Annotated in this window: 12 protein-coding genes; 3 read left to right on the top strand and 9 right to left on the bottom strand. The window is 58.9% G+C overall.

The features are described from left to right. Nucleotides 1–74 precede the first annotated feature (74 nt). The 7 genes from JAO77_RS04025 to JAO77_RS03995 all read right to left on the bottom strand — a co-directional run bounded on the left by JAO77_RS04025 (nt 75) and on the right by JAO77_RS03995 (nt 7,419). Nucleotides 75–860, bottom strand: a complete 786-nt coding sequence (locus tag JAO77_RS04025) for a DUF2490 domain-containing protein (protein ID WP_198989008.1) — start codon at nt 858–860, stop codon at nt 75–77. Between the two features lie 138 nt (nt 861–998). After that, nucleotides 999–1,427, bottom strand: a complete 429-nt coding sequence (locus tag JAO77_RS04020) for an FEKKY domain-containing protein (protein ID WP_198989007.1) — start codon at nt 1,425–1,427, stop codon at nt 999–1,001. Nucleotides 1,428–1,528: 101 nt separating this feature from the next. Further along, entirely contained in the window at nt 1,529–2,785 is a 1,257-nt protein-coding gene (locus JAO77_RS04015) for a hypothetical protein (protein WP_198989006.1), read from the bottom strand. A gap of 359 nt (nt 2,786–3,144) precedes the next feature. Beyond that, nucleotides 3,145–3,648 (bottom strand): hypothetical protein, encoded by a 504-nt coding sequence (locus JAO77_RS04010; RefSeq protein WP_198989005.1) that lies wholly within the window; start codon nt 3,646–3,648, stop codon nt 3,145–3,147. Next, complete coding sequence (locus tag JAO77_RS04005; RefSeq protein ID WP_198989004.1) at nt 3,645–5,273, bottom strand: acyl-CoA carboxylase subunit beta; 1,629 nt, start codon at nt 5,271–5,273, stop codon at nt 3,645–3,647. Before JAO77_RS04005 ends, JAO77_RS04010 begins: the two co-directional genes overlap by 4 nt. A gap of 158 nt (nt 5,274–5,431) precedes the next feature. Next, nucleotides 5,432–6,442, bottom strand: a complete 1,011-nt coding sequence (locus tag JAO77_RS04000) for an MlaD family protein (protein WP_198989003.1) — start codon at nt 6,440–6,442, stop codon at nt 5,432–5,434. A gap of 131 nt (nt 6,443–6,573) precedes the next feature. Continuing rightward, on the bottom strand, nt 6,574–7,419 hold the full coding sequence (locus tag JAO77_RS03995; RefSeq protein ID WP_235998200.1) for an N-acetylmuramoyl-L-alanine amidase family protein: 846 nt from the start codon (nt 7,417–7,419) through the stop codon (nt 6,574–6,576). A 106-nt stretch (nt 7,420–7,525) separates the two neighbouring features. On the opposite strand from JAO77_RS03995, the gene JAO77_RS03990 reads away from it, so the two are divergent. Then, on the top strand, nt 7,526–10,582 hold the full coding sequence (locus JAO77_RS03990) for a putative LPS assembly protein LptD (RefSeq protein ID WP_198989002.1): 3,057 nt from the start codon (nt 7,526–7,528) through the stop codon (nt 10,580–10,582). An 80-nt stretch (nt 10,583–10,662) separates the two neighbouring features. Here the strand turns inward: JAO77_RS03990 and JAO77_RS03985 are convergent, their stop codons facing one another. Next, nucleotides 10,663–11,199 carry a 2'-5' RNA ligase family protein gene (locus tag JAO77_RS03985; RefSeq protein WP_213019312.1) on the bottom strand — a complete coding sequence of 179 codons (537 nt, stop codon included), beginning with the start codon at nt 11,197–11,199 and terminating at the stop codon, nt 10,663–10,665. A gap of 90 nt (nt 11,200–11,289) precedes the next feature. Beyond that, on the bottom strand, nt 11,290–12,297 hold the full coding sequence (locus JAO77_RS03980) for an SMP-30/gluconolactonase/LRE family protein (protein ID WP_198989000.1): 1,008 nt from the start codon (nt 12,295–12,297) through the stop codon (nt 11,290–11,292). A gap of 150 nt (nt 12,298–12,447) precedes the next feature. On the opposite strand from JAO77_RS03980, the gene JAO77_RS03975 reads away from it, so the two are divergent. Beyond that, on the top strand, nt 12,448–14,607 hold the full coding sequence (locus JAO77_RS03975; RefSeq protein ID WP_198988999.1) for an AsmA family protein: 2,160 nt from the start codon (nt 12,448–12,450) through the stop codon (nt 14,605–14,607). A gap of 170 nt (nt 14,608–14,777) precedes the next feature. Beyond that, entirely contained in the window at nt 14,778–16,694 is a 1,917-nt protein-coding gene (locus JAO77_RS03970; protein WP_198988998.1) for an ABC-F family ATP-binding cassette domain-containing protein, read from the top strand. Nucleotides 16,695–16,804: the final 110 nt, after the last annotated feature.

Below are 16,804 nucleotides of genomic sequence, written 5' to 3'. Positions count from 1 at the left end.
CTACCTGGCTGCCCGCGACTGCGGCCTGCTTTCGGATGAGCAAGGCCGCCACACTAGCCTAGGTAGGCCAGCGCTTAGTCGGGCTGCGAGGGCAACTTTTCCACGGGCTGCGCTTTGGCATTCTTATGCAAAATCTTGTAAGTCACGTTCAGCACCACATTATTTTTGGCGGCCGTGTTTTGCAAGATGAACTGCCCCTGGCTGGCGGTATAGTTGTAGTTGGCCTGGTTGACGTAGCCGACCTGCAAAAACAGGTGCTTGTTGAACTGGTAGCCTATGCCGCCATACACGCGGTTACGCTCAAAAACTGGCCCCCTAGGGTTAAGAAAAACCTCGTCGTAAGCCACCAGAAAGGCCGTGCCGGGCTCAATCTTTTGGTGACCAAGGGGCAGAAACGCATTGAGGCGGTAGCGAAAGCGCTGCCGAAACTCGGTGCGGTCATCGCGAAACGTAAACCACCGCTGCTCGATGCGGTAGCGGTGCTCGAGCTTGAGGCGGTGCGAGTACTGCGTGAGTACTAACTGCTCCCACAGCCGCTTCTCGTTGTTGAGCGGGCCGGCGCCTAGGTCCTGGTAATCGGAGGTAGTGTAGCGGCCGCCCGCTACGGTCGCCGTAAAGTTGGGGTCGATGTCAAAGCTTCCGCCCGCCTTCAGTTCGTTGTAGAAGTAGTCGTGGAAAACGGCGTTGGTACGCACCTGCACTTCGGCAAAGCCTCCCCAGCGGCTAGTAGCGGTGCCCGGCAGCTGTACCGTGCCCACCAGCCAGCTGCCCCAAGGCTGCTCAGGGTTAAGGGCTTGGGCATGGGCCCGTCCGGCAGCTCCCAGCGCCAGCAGCAATCCCGCGAAAGTAGAAATACGCATGTGGTAACAATAACAGCCCTATTTGGTAACAGCTGCGTCACAAAGGTATCTATAGGATGAAGCCAAAAACATGGCCGTCACGCCAGCAATAGCTCATGTACCAGTCGGGCTAAGGTGCTGGCCCTACTTGCCCCGCCCCTACTGGGTGCGCTTCCATTCTTTGAGCCCCACCACATCTCGCCTCACTGCTTTCAGCCACCGCTTGCCATACTTGCTGGTCAGGTACTCAAATATGCGCTGGTTGTACCCCAGCACGCAGGCCTCATCGGGCCCGGAGCAACCAAAATCATAGTAGTGAAACTGGAATTTTTGCTCTGCCAATGAGTCGGTGGGCACGTGAACGACTGAGGCAATACCTCCTTTTAACAGCAGAAACGGCATCTGCTTCTTAATATCCAGCTTGGCCAATGAGTCTGCCACCCCGCAGCCCGCTACCATGGAGGCAAAAAACATCTGGGCGGGACCCGTTTGGGCTGGCTGCACATCCGTTAGCGATGCGTTGCCTTGCCCAAACGCCGATAGGGAAAGCAACAGTGGAAATGCAGCTATGAATTTAGGTATTTTCATACGGCTTACTTTCATATAGGCGCTACGAATGAGTAACTGGCTTCGCTTGTCCTCTCTTGAGCGCTTGCGCCAAAAACTAGAGGCCTGTGCCACCTAGGGCCTTATAATTTAAACGCCACTTCCGGCTCGCCAGCCTTCACCGCGTTGAACGCCTTAACCATGCCATCGGCCGAGATTTTGATGGCGGTGCCATGCGGGGCCAGGGTTTCGGTGGCGGCCAGGCGGCCGCCGCCCGTACTACCCCCACTGATTTTGATAATCGCGCCCACGGCCAGAATGTCGCCCCGGTAGTTCAGAATGGTAGCGCCGTCGATGCCTACCAGCTCTTTGCGCAGGGTGCGGCTGATGTGCTGAAACTTTCGCCCCCGCACTAGCTGCCTGATAGCCTGACTTTTTACCGACGATGGATGGGCCAGCAAATCGGCTTCCTTGATTGTGCTGTCGGGGTGGCGGCCACCGTCCTTTATCAGGTTTTTCTCGTGGGCTAGTGCCACGGCTGCCAGGCAGCCGCCGGTGCGGGCGAAGGATACGTCGAGGATGGTTTCGTACATGGCGCGCTTCACGACGGTGGAGCTGCCGGCCATCATCCGCATGGTCGAGTCGTGGTTGTAGTAGCTCCAGCCGCCGTTGCGCTTCGAAAAATACAGCTTCTTATCCTTGAAAATCAACACCTCGCCGTTATTGGTCAGCGTGAAGCACGCCCGCTCCTTGTCGGCATAATTGGCCACCGACATAAACCGCGACGGGGCGTAGGAATTGTTTTGCAGTTCACCTTCCAAAAATGACACGTAGCCCAGCAGCGCGCCCTGCGTGGAAACCAGAATGCCGCTTTCCACGCTGTTCGAGAGTGGGGCAAAGAAGTCCTCCGTCAACACGTTTAGAATCGACGGATGCTGCTTATCAACTACTTGCTTATCCTCAAAATCGACCACGATGGTAAACGTGGGCTTGCGCCCCTCATACGTGCGCGCCGACCAATTTGCGAACCCATCCAAGATGCCCGCCAGCATCACGTACTCGGGCGCGCACAAAAACCGACACAACCCCAGCTCGATGGCATAGCTGATAACCCGCTCCTGGTAGAGGGCCAGCGTTTTGTCAAAATTGCCCGCAATTTGGGTTATGATGGCTTCTATCAGCTTCGTATCGTCGCTGCTAAAAGGCTGGTGGCGCGTTATCTCAACCTTGTAGCCCGCCTTTTTACTAGGGCTAAGGTGCATGGCCTGCCCATTGCTTTTGAGAGCAGCTAGCGCGTGCGTGCTGCCCTCGGCCTCCAGCAGCTGCGGTGTGATAACGGAGCCAGCCAGAATGGGGCAGATATAGGTTTGGACGATAAGCCGAAAGTCTTCGCCGTTCATGGGTGATTTTTGCGTTGGCGGGCCGCGTTGGAAGCCGCTAGTCTGCATTACTTGGGTTTAGGCTCCCAAAAGTAGGGCCGGCAAGCGGCGGGCTTTTTGAGCGCGTATACGTAGCTAGGCAAACAAAAAGCCGCTTAGGCGGCGGCTTTTTGGGTGAAGGCAGGAATAGCGGTCGAAGTCGGCGCCGTGAGCGCGTTGCGCTTCTTTCAGGTCGTAGTCGTTTTACAGACCCACCAGAACTTGGCTACACGCGAGATAGTCAGAATAGGTATACAGTCGATTTGCCACTGACGCGGCAGTGTAGTCCCTCACGTTATGTCCGGCACGAACTATACTTCGCCAAACTCGCCCTACTATGGCTACACGGTGGCATCAGGATTTAGCAAAATTTTACCCTCCGGGAACAAGAGTAAAAATTGCGCACCCAAATTTTCATTTTGAAATTTTATCCAAGTAAGAGCACTATCCCAGCATATTATTTCTATCTGACTATTAGCAAGCTGAAAGGATTCAGGTTCGGTCCACATTTGCTTGTTTCCATCAGCATAAGGCAATTCATTATCGGGGATGCTTGGTACCTCTCCTATCATTCCGCAGAAAACACCCCAAACTACCTGAATATCCCGGTTAGCTACCGACTCCCAAAGCTCTTTACCTAATACTAGGGCAAACTGCCTCTCAGTCCCCCATTCTATATCCCAGGCAGGGATTTCTTGCGGTTCTTTGTCATCAATAAAATGATACCGCAAATCGGTAATGAGCCAATTAAGTGGCTCTATCTGTTGCCTTATGGGAGCCAATAGCCGCTCAAAATCAGTTTGCCAGCGAAGCTGATTGCTATTCTCTATCTGAATAGTCATCATACTTGAATAACGCCCACGTTATACGCCTTCTCAATCGGCGCGTGATTAGCCGCGCTGATTCCCTCCGAGATAATCCTACGGGTTTCGAGCGGGTCAATTACGGCATCGACCCAAAGGCGGGCGGCGGCGTAGTAGGGCGATAATTGTTCGTCATAGCGGGCCTTAATGCGGTCGAGCAATTCCTTCTCAGCCTCGGGCGTGATGACCTCGCCCTTGGCTTTGAGGCTCGCTACCTGAATCTGGAGGAGCGTATTGGCCGCCGCCGCGCCGCTCATTACGGCGAGCTGGGCAGTGGGCCAGGCCACGATGAGGCGCGGGTCGTAGGCCTTGCCACACATGGCGTAGTTGCCGGCGCCGTAGCTATTACCCACTATCACCGTGAACTTAGGTACTACGCTGTTGCTCATGGCATTCACCATCTTGGCACCGTCCTTAATGATGCCGCCCTGCTCGCTCTGGCTGCCCACCATAAACCCCGACACGTCATGCAGAAACACTAGCGGAATGCGCTTTTGGTTGCAGTTCATGATAAAGCGCGCGGCCTTGTCGGCCGAGTCGGAGTAGATAACGCCGCCCATCTGCATGCCGGTTTTCTTGCTCTTCACGATTTTGCGCTGGTTGGCTACGATACCCACCGCCCAGCCATCAATGCGCGCAAGTCCGCAAAGGAGCGTCTGGCCATACAGGTCTTTGTAGGGCTCAAACTCGGAGTTATCAACCAGCCGGTTAATGATTTCCATCATGTCGTAGGGCTTGGCGCGGTCGGCGGGCAGCAGGCCGTACAGCTCCTTCTCGGGCAAACTAGGCGCGGCGGGCGCGGCGCGGCTGAAGCCGGCCGCAGGCTGCGCGCCCAGCTTATCGAAAATGTTGCGGATGTGGTCGAGCGCCTCCTCATCGGTGTCAAACTTGTAGTCGGTCACGCCCGATACCTCCGAGTGCATAGCCGCACCACCTAGGGCCTCGTTGTCGATGGTTTCGCCGATTGCCGACTTCACCAAGTACGAGCCGGCCAGAAACACCGAGCCGGTGCCGCTCACTATCATGGCCTCATCGCTCATGATGGGTAGGTAGGCGCCGCCCGCCACGCAGGGCCCCATGATGGCCGAAATCTGCACGATGCCCATGGAGGACATCACGGCGTTGTTGCGGAAAATGCGGCCGAAGTGCTCCTTATCCGGAAAAATCTCGTCCTGCATGGGCAGGTACACGCCCGCCGAATCGACGAGGTAGATGATGGGGAGCTTGTTCTCGATGCTGATTTCCTGGGCTCGCAGGTTCTTTTTGGCCGTGATGGGAAACCAGGCCCCGGCCTTCACGGTGGCGTCGTTGGCTACTACCACGCACTGGCGGCCCTGCACGTAGCCCATCACCACGACCACGCCGCCGCTGGGGCAGCCGCCCTCCTCGGGGTACATACCCTCGCCGGCGAAGGCGCCAATTTCGACCTGGGACGCGCCCTTATCGAGCAGGTAATTGATGCGCTCGCGGGCCGTGAGCTTGCCCTTGGCCTTATGGGCGGCAATACGCTTTTCGCCGCCCCCTAGGGCCACTTTTTCGAGCTTTTTGCGCAGCTGGTACGTGAGCTGCTGGAGGTGGTCTTCGTTGCGGTTGAACTCGACGTTCATAACTAATTGGGTGGGATGGGAAGTGTGGTAGCGCGGACTTTCAGTCTGCGGAGTGGTAAGCTATGCCAGGGTAAGTAGGCGCGGACTGAAAGCCCGCGCTACAAAAAAACCCACCCCTTGCGGGGCGGGTTTCAAAGGTAAAGCCGAGAGAACGGAGCCTAGGGGTTAGTGAGCGCACTGGCGGTGCTCACCTTCTTCTCGGTTTTCTTAGTACCGTCGGGCTTGGTCGTGGTTTCCGTCTTTACTTTTTTCTTGCCGCCGCCAAACACTGAGAAGTGCACGTAATCTTTCGGGTTGGCCTTCATGTCGGCCAGTAGCGCGTCGGCGCTGGCTGCCGTAGAATTCAAGTTGTTGTAAAGCAGCGAGTCGTTGATGAGCTTGCCCAGCGTACCGTTTTTGTCATTGAGGGCCGTGCTCACACCTTTCAGTGAAGTTTGGGCCTCAACGAGCGTAGCATTGAGGTTGCGCATGGCCGGGCCCACTGGCGCCGACTTCAGCGAGTCCGACAGCTGGGTAAAGTTGTTAGCGATGCGGTCGAGCTTCGAGGTGCTCTTGTTAAGGGCTGCGCTCATCTGGGCCAGGTTACGAGTAATCTGGTTGATGTTGGCCTGGTTAGCAGTGATGAGACGCTGTAATGCCTCGGTGCTTTGGCGGGCACCCACCAGCGTACCCTGAATGTTGGTTTGGGCGTCCTTATTCAGAAAGCTGTTGAGGTGCGCCAACGTCGAGTTTACGGTATCGAGCAGGACCGTAGCGCGAGCCTGCACTACATCGGTAAGGCTCACGGCAGTAGTCGTTTTCAACGTTTCGCCGCCGCTATACTTCTTAGAGTCAGCTCCTAGCACCAGCGTAATGGTTTTGGAGCCTAGCAGCGAGCCGCTGAGGCCAGCTTTGGTCGAGTCGCCTACCGTTACGCCTTTTTCGAGCTCTATCGAGGCGCGCACGCTGTTGTTGTTCTCGGGCTGTAGCTCCAGGTTTTTTACTTGGCCTACCTTAATGCCATTTAGGATAACCGGAGCGCCCACGTTGAGGCCATCTACTTTCGGATAAACGGCATAGTAAGTGCGGTCGCTCGACAGCAGGTTGCTGCCGCGCAAAAAATTGAAACCTACCGCCAACGCCACTAATGCCACCACGGCCAATAGGCCCACTTTGATTTCTTTAGACACAGTATTGCAGATTAAAGCTGATTCACGGGAATTAAGAAGGGTGGGGCCGTGCACCAGTAGCAAGGCCACCTAGGGCTCCCTAACGTAAACGCCGCCCGGATGTTTACCTCCCCCGTAACCAAACTGCTGGCTTACTCGGCCGGTCCGCCTTCCAAGTCGTGCTTATACTCGCGAAAAGCGCGGTAAATGCCTCCCGCAATCGCTTGCTGTCCAGCTTTCGTGGCCAAATAATTTTCCTCGGTCGGGTTAGTCAAGAAGCCCGATTCTACCAGTATCGAGGGCATGGTAGACTTCCAAAGTACGATGAAGCCCGCCTGCTTGACTCCGCGCGAGCTGCGCCCCACGCTGGTACGAAAATGCCTATCCACGCGCTGGGCCAGGCGCAGCGAGTTGGTAATATAGGCGCTCTGAAACAGCGAGAAGAGGATGTTGCCCTGCGGCGAGTTGGGATTGAAGCCGTCGTAGCGGCGCTGGTAGTCTTTCTCTTGCAAGATTACCGCGTTTTCGCGCTTGGCCACACCTAAGTTGGCCTCAGTCTTGTGCGGGCCCATGCACCACACCTCGGTGCCGTGCGAGGCGTGCGGGCCGGCGTTGCAGTGCACCGAAATAAAAAGGTCGGCGTGGTTGCGGTTAGCAATGGCGGCGCGCTCATCAAGCTCCACAAATACATTGGTGCGGCGCGTATAAATAACCCGCACGCCAGGATAGCCCTCCTTAATGCGGCGCCCTAGGTCCAGAATAATAGCCAGCGCCACATCGGCCTCGTGATTCGACTTGCCCGAGCAGCCAATGTCTTTGCCGCCGTGGCCCGCATCGAGCACCACCGTGCGCAAGCGGTACCGGTTGGCCTCTTCGGGGCTGGTATCTTCCAGCAGTTGGCTGTCAGCCTTTTGCTCGGCCGAGGGCTTGTGCCCGGCTGGGTTTTGGCTGCCCTGGGCCGTCGTTTTGGAAGGGCCGGAAAAAAAGCCTGCAGCCAAGAGCCAAAAGCTAACAGCTAGGGAAGCAATAATCCGCACGTCGTTCGTTGGGGGAAAAAGGCGGCACTGGGGAATGCCGCCGCAGCAGGTTGGCTGCCTGCTATCTTTGTTTGTCTGGAACCCCAAAAGTAATTCGCCCGGCGCTACCTTTCACTTGCTGTCTTCTGTCTTTCCTTCGGCCACTGGCTGGCGCGCTTGCTTATGGGCTGGCTGGGTGCCAGCTTGGCTGTGCTTTTTTCTGCTGCTGGTGAGCGGCCCGGCAGCCTTTGCTCAGACCAAAGCCGACTCGACGTCGGCCCCGGCTACGCGGGGCAAGCGGCGGGCGGGCTCGGCCCCTACCCAGCCGGTGCGCAATATTTCGGCCGACCCCAACGAGCCCCAAAGCCCGCCCCCGCCCGGCCAAACCAACACTGGCCGCCCGCAGGTGCCCGCGGTGTCGCGCAAGCCTGCCCCGGCCCTTGCGCCCGATAGCAGCGGCTTGGCCCTGCGCGACACCAGCCGCGCCGGCCGCCGCGAGGACTCTATTCGCTTGGCCGACCTCAAGCGGAAAAGCCCCATCGAGACGACCGTGAAATATTCGGCCACCGACTCGATTCAGTTTGACGTGACTAAGAAGGTGGCCCGCCTCTACAGCAAGGCCAATGTGGACTATGGGGCCATGAACATGAAGGCCGACCTCATCACGGTAGACTACGGCCGCAGCACCGTGCTGGCCAACGGCCGCCGCGACTCGCTCAAGAATAAGACCATCGGCAAGCCGGTGTTCAAGGACGGCAACGGCAACTACACGGCCGACGAAATTTCCTACAACTTCAAGAGCAAACGGGGCCTGATTGCGGGCGCTATTACGCAGCAGGGCGAGGGCTATGTGCACTCGGAAATAGCCAAGCGCCAGCCCGACAATACCATACACAACCTAGGTACCACCTACACTACCTGCAACCTCGAGCACCCGCACTTTTACATCAGGGCGGCCAAGGCCAAGGTGATACCGGGCAAGGCCATCATTACGGGGCCATTTCACATGGTTATCGGCGATGTGCCGCTGCCCCTAGGTCTGCCGTTTGGCTACTTCCCCATGCAGCACGGCGGGCGGGGCTCGGGCATCATTATCCCTACCTTTGGGCAGGCCCAGGACCGCGGCTATTACCTCTCGAACGGTGGCTACTACTGGGCCCCCAACGACTACTTAGGACTGCGAGTGACCGGCGACCTCTACGCCGGCAACTCCGACCGCTTCGGGGGCTTCGGGGTCAACACCGAGCTCACGTACAACAAGCGCTACCGCTACCGGGGCAGCGCCCGCATCTCGTTTACCAACCGGCCCATTAATTCCATTTTGGGCACGGGCGCGGCCAGCACTAGCCCCGAGTACCTGGCTCCGAACTCCCAAAACAGCTTTTGGATAACCTGGAGCCACTCGCCTACGCCCACGCCGGGCGGCGGGGTTTTCACGGCCAGTGTGCAGGCGGGTAGCTCATTCTACAACCGCGTGAATACGCTCGACCCGCGGCGCTACCTCACCCCGGCCTTCAACTCGACGGTGAGCTACTCAAAGCAAATGCGGCACTTGCCCATCAACTACGCCATCCAAGCCAGCCAAAGCCAGAATACGCAAACTGGCATCATGGCCTTTACCCTGCCCAACCTGAGCGTGGGCGTGGCGCGCCAGTACCCCTACCAGTGGCTAGGCATCAAGCCTCGCGGCGCGTGGTACGAGCAGTTTGCGGTGAGCTACAACCTAGTGGCCCAGAACCAGCTGACTAACCAAGTGGCGGCTCGCACGCTTAGCTCGGGGCTGCCGCTGCTGGGTGGCAGCACCACGGCGTATAACATTCCATTCAATCTATCGAACCTAGGGCCGCTGCTGCGTAATGCCCAGAGCGCGGCGCAGCACCAGTTCCAGATTACGCTGCCCTCGGCCACGCTCATTCGCCACATTCAGCTGCAGCCCTCCGTGAGCTACGGCGAGACTTGGTACCCGCAGGCGCTGAACTACGAATACATACCTGCGGCGCAGGCGATACGCGTGGACACGATGCGCGGCTTTAGCCGGGCTTACTCGTACTCTGCCAACTTGTCGGCGACCACCACTTTCTACGGCCAGCTGAATTTTAGGAGTAAGAATATCAAGGCCATTCGCCATAAGGTTACGCCCAGCCTGACGTATGCCTTCTCCCCTAACCTCTCTAATTCGGCAGCGTACCGGGGTATCTCGCAAGGTGACCTCGACGCCCTAAACACTGACCTCAGATTAGCCTACAACGGCGGGCGCCTCCTCGACCCGACTACTTTCACGCGCTATCAAGGGTTCCTGTTTGGGCAGACAGCCAGCGCCAAGGTGAGCGCCCTTAACTTCTCGGTGCAAAACTCTATTGAGATGAAGGTGCGTAATAAAAACGACACCACGGGCACCCAAGAGTTTAAAAAAGTAAGCCTGGCTGATGGCATCGACTTGGCCGTGGGTTACAACTTCGCGGCTGATGAATTCACACCCGCACTCTCGCCCCTGACGCTGAATTATCGGGTGCAAGTAGCCAAGAAGCTGAATGTGGTAATAAGCAGCGCTTTTTCTTTCTACCAGCGCGACTCTCTTGGTCGTAACACCAACGAATACTTGTTCAACCAGCGCAACTTCAAGCTAGCGCGTCTCACGTCAGCCAACTTGAGCTTAGGGTACCAGTTTAACCCCGCTGCGCGGCCCAAGAGCGCGGCCAACATACCTAGGGCCGTGGCGCCCTCCAACGACCCCGTGCTGGGTTCGCCGCTGCCGGTGGCCATCTACGCCGACTACATCGACTTTGATATTCCGTGGGAAGCCAGCGTGCAGTACACGGCCAGCTACAGCACCAACTCCGCGCCCTTCCGCAATGCAGCCTATGCCAACTTGGTGCCGCTGCTCGCCAATAACTCCATCACGGCCACGGGCTCGGTCAAGCTCACTGAGAACCTGCGCCTGAGCAGCACGCTCAACTACGACCTGCGCGCCAATTCCTTCGTGTATCCGGTCATCAACTTCACCCGCGACCTGCACTGCTGGCAAATCACGGGCATGTGGATGCCCGTGGGCGTCACGCGGGGCTACAGCTTCACCATTGCGGCCAAGAGCAGCCTGCTCCAGGACCTAAAGCTGAACCGCAACCGCACCATCCTGAACAGGTAATAGTTACGCTGGCGCAAGTTTAGCGCAGCGTAACTCGCGTCAGCGAGTGCCAACAATAATTAACCATTAACAACTAACCATTAACCCTTAAAATCAAACACCTCCTCGCGCACGAAAAAGTCGCCCGCGGGGCGCAGTAGGGCCAGGTTAGTGATGTCCAGCTCTAGATTGAAGGTTTGGTTGTTCAGAAACTGTAATACCGGACCTAGGAGCTCGGGCGTGGTATCGTGCAGGGCCAGCGACACGTGGGGCAGCCACAGGTCGGGGGCGCTGTACTTGTCGGTGCGGCTGCACATGGGCGTGGCCACCTCCAAAATGCGGTGGTGCAGCTGGTTGAGATAGTCGGAGCGCAGCACCGGAATATGAATGACGGGCCGCTCGCCCGGAAACATGCCCAGCCCCGTAGTGTGCGCCACAAAGGGCGCGGTGGTATCGGCAATCTCGCGCAGGCCGGCTTTTAGCTGGTCTAGGTCGATGGGCTCTACCAATTGGTAAGTGAGGTGCGGCTCGGGCGTGGCCTGCACATCGGTCAGACCAAACTCAGTTTCTAGGCTCTTAATGAGGGTGTTGATGTGGTCGGCAGCCGGCGACGGCAGCAAGGAAGTGATAGCGAGCATGAACGAAGGAGCCGGAGCAATAGAAGCCAAAAGCCGGGGCTACCTACGGCGGCCCCGGCCTCAAAGCTACGTTGAGGGCGCAAAACTGCTTTAGAACGCCACGCGGGTGAGGCTGAACTTCTCTACCGGCGGGCTCTGCATTTGCTGCAAGGCATTGAGATATGAGTACAGCACGTAGCTCTGGCCATCGCGCCGGGCCAGGGTGGTGGGGTACACGGCTCCAGTGGTAAAGCTGCCCGTGCGGCTCACGCTGCCAAAATTATCGGTGCTGCTGAGGCGGTACACCTGCCCCTGGGCATTACAAACCACCAGCAAGGTGTTGTTATCAGTAAGCTGCAGGCCATCGTCACCGGTGAGGGTAAGGCCGGTGGCAGTTACTTTGGTGAAACTGCTGGGCGTGGCCAGCGGCACCTTAAAAATTGCTCCCTCGTCCGACTTGGCCACCAGCAGGTAGCCATCGGGGTGGTACACGATGCCATTTAGACCAAACGCGCCGGAGGGCGCCGCCAACGCCGCATTCTCTAAAAACACCGAAGCCACGCCCTGAGCGTCAATTTTGTAGATGATGGGTGCAAAGCTGTCGGTCACGTAGGCGTTGCCAGCCCCATCCACGGCTATGTCGTTAGCGAAGTGGGCCGCTGCGTTGGGCCGCAGGCCGCCTAGGTCTACGTAGCCGGTCTTGGCGCCGGTATTCGCATTGAAGATGGCGACGGCGGCCAGCTTGCGGCGGGTAGTGGCGGTGGTGCGCGCGGTGTTGTAGCCAGGGTCGGACACGGCCGCGAGCAGGCGGTTGCGCCCGCTGGCCTGGTCGAGCCGGAGGCCGATGGTGGACACAAGCTGCGCATCGTCGGCAAACTGTGAATACGTGCCGTCGTCTTTCACCTGCCCGATGCGGCCCGCTGTTTGGGAGCTCACTAGAAAGCGGTCGTTGTCATCGTCATACTGCGTGCCCTCGGGGTAGAGACCGGCCTGCGTAAAGGTGACCTGGCTGGGGTCGTCATCGTCAACATCGTTGTCTTTGTCGCAAGCCGCTGTAGCTAGCAGCAGTGTACCGCCCAGGCTGAGGCGAAGCAGGAGCGAAGAGGAAGGAAAGCGCATGAGTAGTGACTGATGAAGAATTGGTAAAGTTCTTCGCCTGTACGAGCAGTTCGGGGCCGAAGGTTGAGCTAACTCACCAGCTAACCGCAACCCTACCAGCGGGCTTTGCCGTTAGGCACTACCCGGCCCATTAGTAGCCGCTTGTGCGTTTTGTCTACCTCCGCCCCTACCTCTTCCTGGAAAACCTGGCTCCTCCGGGCCGGCGCCGCACTAGGGGTGCTGCTAGTGCTGGCAATAGTGGCGGTGTGGCTGGGCCTCGACCCGTGGCTGCGCCGCACCCTCGAAAAGCAAGTAGCCAAGAAAACTCACGGCCAGTATCAGCTCGCCATTGGCAGCCTTAGCACCGACTTAGGGCCGCGGGCGCTGCACCTGCGCCGCGTGGCGCTGCGCCCCACCGCCCGCCCGCTGGCCGATACCCTGCCGCGCCTCACGCTCTACCTAGGGCGCCTCGACCTGCGGGGCGTGGGCCTGCTGGCGCTGCTGCGCGGCCACACGGTGCCGCTCGATAGCCTAGTGCTCGACTCGCTGCGGGTGCAGGTGCTGGCCCTGGCCAAAAAACCCGCCCCCCACCCTACCCCGCCCCTCTACGAGCAGCAGCCGCTGCGGCTAGGCTACCTAGCCCTGCGGCACCTAGGCGGCACCTTCGGCCCCAAAGCCGAGCCCACCATCCAAGTCACGCAGGCCGAGGTGCTGGCCCGTGACCTGCTGTTCACGAAAGCCGGTATGGCTGATACCCAACGCCTGGGGGGTGCCGCAGCTTGGCAGGCCGTAGTGCGCTACCCGCAGGGGCGCCTAGGGGGGCACGTGCTCACGCTGGCCACGGCTACCTTCTCCACGCAGCAGCGCGCCTTCACGCTCGACTCGCTTAGCATCGAGCCACCCGCGCCGGGCCAGAGTAAGCCCGGCGCCCAGCAGGTGGCCCTGCTGCTGCCGCAGCTGCGTGTGCGGGGCCTCCAAGCGGCGGCCTGGCAGCACCAGCACCGCCTGCGCGCCGACTCGGCCCTGGTGCAGCAGCCGCGCCTAGCGTTTCGGCCGCCTGCCCAGGCCCCGCCGCCACTGTGGCAGCTGGTAGCCCCGTTGGCCCGGCGCATCGACCTAGGGCGGCTGGTGATTGAGGACGGCTTTTTGGCTTTTACGGGGCTGCGGCACCAGCCCGTGATGCGCCATTTCTTCGCTACGGGGCGCACCATCCGCGTCGATTCGCTGGGTGGGCAAGCCAACCAGGGGCGCATTTTGTACGCCCGCAGCTGGCAAGCGCACAGTGGCCGCCTCACGGCCGTGTTTCAGCCCCCAGCATACCCTACCAGCATCGAGCGCGCCGCCCTCGACACCAGGGCTCGCACCATTCGCCTAACGGGGCTGGCCCTCGACCCCATCTTCAGCCCGGCGCAGCTTAACCGACGCGCCGGCTACCAATCTACCCAGTTGCGGGTGCGCATGGCTGAGCTGCGGGCCCAGGGCTTCGATTTTAACCTGCTCTCCGACCACAGCCACGTGCGAGTGGCGCGCATTAGCCTCGAAAAACCCTGGCTAGGCCTCAACAGCGATGGGCGCGGCCCGATGGGCAAAAACCAGTCGGTGCTCACGCCCGAGGCCATGCGCAAGCTGCGCCTGCACCTCGAAGTGGGCCGCCTTGACGTGCACAACGGTACCATCGCGGCCCGCTATCGCAGCCCCGAAACGCCCCGCGTAGGCACGATGTCGTTTAACCGCCTGAACATCACGCTGCGCCACCTCAGCAACAACCCGCGCACGCAGACGCTCGCCAACCCCCTCACGGGCGAGGCCACCGGCTACGTGCAAAACCGCTGCTACGTGGTGCTACACCTGCACGCGCCCATGCTCGACCCCCAGGGCCGCCACCATCTCTGGGGCAGTTTCGGGGCCGCGCCCTTCAGCATTCTCAACCCTATGACGCTGCCCACCAAGCTCATCGAGTTTAAAAGTGGCACGGTACAACGCATAAATTTTGACCTGCACGTAGACCGCCAACGCGTAGCAGGCACCATGCGGGCTAATTATTCCGACCTTAAAATCGCGATGTACAAGTACAAGGATGGCGAGCTGAAAAAGCCACTTTTCAAGCGCTTCCTCAACGGACTGCTCAATGGCCTCGTCATCCGCGACAACAACCCGCGCCCCAGCGGCCGCTTCGTGACCGGCGAAATGAGTGCCCGCCGCGAATTGCGCTCATCGGTATTCACGGCCTGGCGGCAGGGTCTCATCAGCGGCGGCCTGCACAGTGTGGGCGTGCCCCAGAAAATAGCTCAGAAGCTCAGCCAGAGCACCGAAACCGTGCCGCTGCCCTAGGTAGTGGGCACCGCTCACAGCTACGGGCAAGGCCTACCCTAGGGGGCACTTACTAAGCTAAGCGGCTGTTCTAGTGCTGGAACGGCCTTTTTTATGCGCCCGCAGTCACACTGCTTGCAAAGTTCGCGCTGCTGCGCGCCGTACCTTTGTGCCTGAATATCCGCTGCGTAATGATTTCTATCTCCGACCTAGACTTTCACTTCGGCTCGCGCACCCTCTATGACGGGGCCAGCCTGCATATCAAACCCAAGGATAAAATCGGCTTGGTGGGCCTCAACGGCACCGGCAAATCGACCTTGCTGCGCCTGCTGGTGGGCGAGTACAAGCCCGATGGTGGCTCCATTTCGATGAGCAAGGAAGTAAGCCTGGGCTTTCTGAACCAGGACTTGCTGAGCTACGACTCGCACGAGTCTATTCTCATCGTGGCCATGCAGGCCTTTGCCGAAGCGCTGGAGCTGCAGAAGAAAATCGATGAGATTCTGCTCAAGTTTGAGACCGACTACACCGACGACCTCGTTGATAAGCTGGCCACGCTGCAAGAGCGCTTTGAGGCCCTAGGTGGCTACACCATGCAGTCGAAGGCCGAAGAGATTCTGGAAGGCCTGGGTTTCTCGACCGACGACCTGCAGAAGCCGCTCAAGACCTTTTCGGGCGGCTGGCGCATGCGCGTGATGCTGGCCAAAATCCTGCTGCAACAACCCTCGCTGCTGCTGCTCGACGAACCCACCAACCACTTGGACTTGCCTTCTATCAAGTGGATTGAAAACTACCTAGCGGGCTACGAGGGCGCGGTTATCATCGTGAGCCACGACCGCGAATTTCTCAACGGCACTACCAACACCACCGTGGAGGTGAGCGGCGGCAAGCTGCACCCCTACGCCGGCAACTACTCGTTCTACCAGGAAGAGAAGGTGCTGCGTACCGAAATTCAGCAGGGCGCCTACGACAACCAGCAGGCCGCCATCAAGCAGGCCGAGCGCTTTATCGAGCGCTTTAAGGCCAGCGCCAGCAAGGCCAAGCAGGCCCAGAGCCGCGTGAAGGCCCTGGACAAACTGGAGCGCATCGAGGCCGTGGCGCCCGACGCCGCCCGGGTCAACTTCAAGTTTACGTTCTCGCAGCAGCCTGGCCGCCACATCCTGCGCATGGAGCATGTGGGCAAGAGCTACGGCGAGAAGCTCATCTTCCGCGATACGCACGTGCACATCGAGCGGGGCGACAAAATCGCGCTTATCGGTGCCAACGGTAAAGGCAAATCGACCTTGATGCGCCTAGTAGCCGGGGCCGAAACGCCCACCGCCGGCAAGCACCAGCTGGGCCACAACGTGATTATGGCCTTTTATGCGCAGCACCAGCTCGAAAGCCTGACCATCGACAACGAGATACTGCAGGAGATGAACGAAGCCGGCTCGAAGCGCAACGAGATGGAGCTGCGCAGCGTCCTAGGTTCGTTTTTGTTCACGGGCGATGATGTATACAAGAAAATCAAGGTGCTAAGCGGCGGCGAGAAAAGCCGTGTAGCCTTGGCCAAAACCCTGATTTCGGAAGCCAACTTCCTGCTGCTCGACGAACCGACCAACCACTTGGACATGCAGTCGGTCAACATCCTCATTCAGGCCTTGGAGCAGTACGAGGGCACGTTCATTGTCATTAGCCACGACCGCTACTTCGTGGAGAATGTGGCCACCAAAATCTGGTACATTGAGGACTATCAGCTAAAAGAGTACCCCGGCACCTACCACGAGTACGAGCAGTGGCAAGATGAGCGCGAGAAAGCCGCCAAGAAAGCTGGCCTGCCCAGCCCCTCGGCGCCCAAGCCTGCTCCCAAGCCCGCTGCCGTAGCCGAGCCCGTGCCCACGGTAAACAAAACCTCGTCGCCCGACCAGAAAAAGGCGCTCAAAGAACTGGCCGAAGTAGAAGCCAACATCGACAAGCTGGAGAAGGAAATGGCGGTGTACGAAAAGCAACTGGCCGACCCCAAGATTTATCAAAACACGTCGCAGCTAAAGGATACGACGATGAAATTTGAGCAAGTCAAGAAGGAGCTAGCGAAGCTCAACGACCGCTGGGAAATGCTAGCGGAGATGTAGTAAACTGGCCAAAGCAAAAGCCCCGCTAAAAACTTACACGTTTCTGGCGGGGCTTTTTGGCGTCTGGGCCTTATTGCTCAGCGCTTGGCGATTATGATGTATGTCTTGGT

The sequence above is a fragment of the Hymenobacter sp. BT559 genome (assembly GCF_016427535.1).
Lineage (GTDB): Bacteria > Bacteroidota > Bacteroidia > Cytophagales > Hymenobacteraceae > Hymenobacter.
The sequence above is the reverse complement of the archived record's forward strand: the minus strand, read 5'-3'. Positions and strand labels throughout refer to the sequence as shown.

Coding starts and splice junctions, on each gene's coding strand:
- JAO77_RS04025 (WP_198989008.1), bottom strand. CDS start 860: ATGCGTATTTCTACTTTCGCGGGATTGCTGCTGGCGCTGGGAGCTGCC.
- JAO77_RS04020 (WP_198989007.1), bottom strand. CDS start 1,427: ATGAAAATACCTAAATTCATAGCTGCATTTCCACTGTTGCTTTCCCTA.
- JAO77_RS04015 (WP_198989006.1), bottom strand. CDS start 2,785: ATGAACGGCGAAGACTTTCGGCTTATCGTCCAAACCTATATCTGCCCC.
- JAO77_RS04010 (WP_198989005.1), bottom strand. CDS start 3,648: ATGATGACTATTCAGATAGAGAATAGCAATCAGCTTCGCTGGCAAACT.
- JAO77_RS04005 (WP_198989004.1), bottom strand. CDS start 5,273: ATGAACGTCGAGTTCAACCGCAACGAAGACCACCTCCAGCAGCTCACG.
- JAO77_RS03985 (WP_213019312.1), bottom strand. CDS start 11,199: ATGCTCGCTATCACTTCCTTGCTGCCGTCGCCGGCTGCCGACCACATC.
- JAO77_RS03980 (WP_198989000.1), bottom strand. CDS start 12,297: ATGCGCTTTCCTTCCTCTTCGCTCCTGCTTCGCCTCAGCCTGGGCGGT.
- JAO77_RS03970 (WP_198988998.1), top strand. CDS start 14,778: ATGATTTCTATCTCCGACCTAGACTTTCACTTCGGCTCGCGCACCCTC.